Origin of the sequence: Actinosynnema sp. NPDC023658 (assembly GCF_040639995.1) — a bacterium.
GTDB lineage: Bacteria > Actinomycetota > Actinomycetes > Mycobacteriales > Pseudonocardiaceae > Actinosynnema.
Genome location: NZ_JBFAAX010000958.1, coordinates 1 through 2,062 on the forward strand (window position 1 = coordinate 1; position 2,062 = coordinate 2,062).

The window sequence follows — 2,062 nt, forward strand, 5'->3', positions numbered from 1 at the left end:
GCGCCGAACACCACGCCCATCACCCGCCCCTGCGGGTCGACCAACGGGCCGCCGGAGTTGCCGCTGCGCACCTTCGCCCGGACCGTGCGTCGGACAGCAGCGGGCGCACGCGGGACCACGCGCCGTCCGCGCCGACCAGCAGGTCGGTCGTCGCGGTCGAGCCGTCGGCGAACACCAGCTCGTGCCTGCCGTCTCCGATCGGCCGGATCGCGGTGACCTTGTGCCCCCACCGGACCGCGCCGGGCGGGAGCGAGTCGAGCAGGATGCGCCGCAGGTCGCCGCGGAGCACCTCGGGCCGACCGCCGGTGCCGTCGTCGGGTTGGTCGAGCAGGACGGTCGCGTCCGGGGCGAGGACCCGGGCGGCCTCCGCGCCTTGACGGACATGGGCGAGGAATTCGTCGTACAGCCCGGCCTCCTTCAGCGCGAGCTGCCCGTTGTGCTCGTGGATGTCGAGCTGGCCGCCCTGGGTGCGGGCCCCGGCCGAGGCGTCGGCCTCGTAGACGGTGGCGGTGATGCCGTGGACGTGCAGGACGCGGGCGAGCGTCAGCCCGCCGAGACCCGCGCCGATGATCGTGACCGATGTGCCCATGGTGGACCCCTCGCTGTCGGGAGATGTCTGGAACGGCGTTCCAGAGCTCTAGGTTGGAACACCGTTCCAGACATGTCAAGATGGGGTGCATGACGACCAGGCCGGAGCGACGCGAGGACGCACTCTCCCGGGAACGCATCGTCGGCGCGGCCGTCGAGCTGCTCGACCGGAAGGGCGAGGGCGGGTTGACCTTCCGCGCGCTCGCCGCGCACCTGGAGACCGGTCCCGGCGCGATCTACTGGCACGTGGCCAACAAGAACGAGCTGCTCACCGCCGCCACGGACGCCGTCCTCGCCCCCGCGATGACCGCCGAGGTCACCGGCACACCGCAGGAGGTGGTCCGGGCGGTCGCGCTCGGCGTGTTCGACGCGATCGAGGCGCACCCCTGGGTCGGCGCCCAGCTCTCCGCCGACCCGACGCAGCCCGCGGTGCTGCGGATCTTCGAGCGCGTCGGGCAGCAGGTCCGGGCGCTCGACGTCCCCCCGTCCGCCTGGTTCACCGCGGCGTCCGCAGTGCTGCACTTCGTCCTCGGCGGCGGCGCCCAGAACGCCGCGCTGGCCCGGACGCTGCGGGACACCACGAACCGGACCGACTACCTGGAGGCCGTGGCGGCCGCGTGGGCGGACCTCGACCCCGACGAGCACCCGTTCACCCGCGCCGTCGCGGCCGAGCTGCGCGACCACGACGACCGCGTGCAGTTCCTCGACGGCGTCGACCTGATCCTGGCGGGCATCGCCGGGCTCCGGTGAGCACCCGCCGGGACCGGGTCGCACCCCCGGCGCTCACCGCGATTCCGGGGACGGGTGGCGCTTCGGGTCACCATCGGCCGATCCCGCCACCTCGCGTAGGCTGCCCGGTGTGGCTGTCCGTGGGCGCTCGGGGGATGAAGTGCGGGTTTCCCGGATCGCGGACCTCGCCGGGGTGTCCGCCTCCACCGTGTCGAAGGTCATCCACGGCCGTCGTGGCGTCTCCAGCGACACGCGCAGGCGCATCGAGGAGCTGATCCGCGAGCACGGCTTCCAGAAGAACGAGAAGACCGAGGCGGTCCCGATCGTCGAGGTCGTCTTCCAGTCCCTCGACAGCCTGTGGGCGTTGGAGATCATCCGCGGCGTCGAGGAAGCGGTCCGCCCGCACGGCCTGGCCGTGACCCTGACCGAGATGCAGGGCGGTCACACCCCCGAGAGCGCGTGGGCGCGGCAGATGCTGGCCCGCAGGCCGGTCGGCGTCGTCGCGGTCTCCGCCGAGTTCAGCGAGGCCCAGCTGGCGCAGCTCGGCAGCCGCGCCATCCCGCTCGTGGCGCTCGACCCGACCGGGGAGCCGACCCACCCGATCCCGTCGGTCGGCGCGACGAACTGGAACGGTGGCCTGGTCGCCACCCGCCACCTGATCGGGCTCGGCCACCGCCGCATCGCGAGGGTCAACGGTCCGTCGGAGTTCCTGTGCTGCCGCGCCCGCCTCGACGGCTTCCGCGCC

2 protein-coding genes and 1 pseudogene are annotated in these 2,062 nt (G+C 73.5%); 2 read left to right on the plus strand and 1 reads right to left on the minus strand.

Going from position 1 to position 2,062, the window contains the following annotated elements; translation table 11 throughout:
* Positions 1 to 85 precede the first annotated feature (85 nt).
* A pseudogene (locus AB0G02_RS36895) lies at positions 86 to 589 on the minus strand (FAD-dependent monooxygenase); the annotation flags it as partial.
* A gap of 89 nt (positions 590 to 678) precedes the next feature.
* On the opposite strand from AB0G02_RS36895, the gene AB0G02_RS36900 reads away from it, so the two are divergent.
* Entirely contained in the window at positions 679 to 1,338 is a 660-nt protein-coding gene (locus AB0G02_RS36900) for a TetR family transcriptional regulator (protein WP_360804144.1), read from the plus strand.
* Between the two features lie 109 nt (positions 1,339 to 1,447).
* A partial coding sequence (locus tag AB0G02_RS36905) for a LacI family DNA-binding transcriptional regulator (RefSeq protein WP_360804147.1) occupies positions 1,448 to 2,062 on the plus strand: 615 nt, incomplete at its 3' end.

Bases quoted from the DNA above. Each gene is read 5' to 3' on its own strand.
- AB0G02_RS36900 (WP_360804144.1), top strand. From the start codon at position 679: ATGACGACCAGGCCGGAGCGACGCGAGGACGCACTCTCCCGGGAACGC.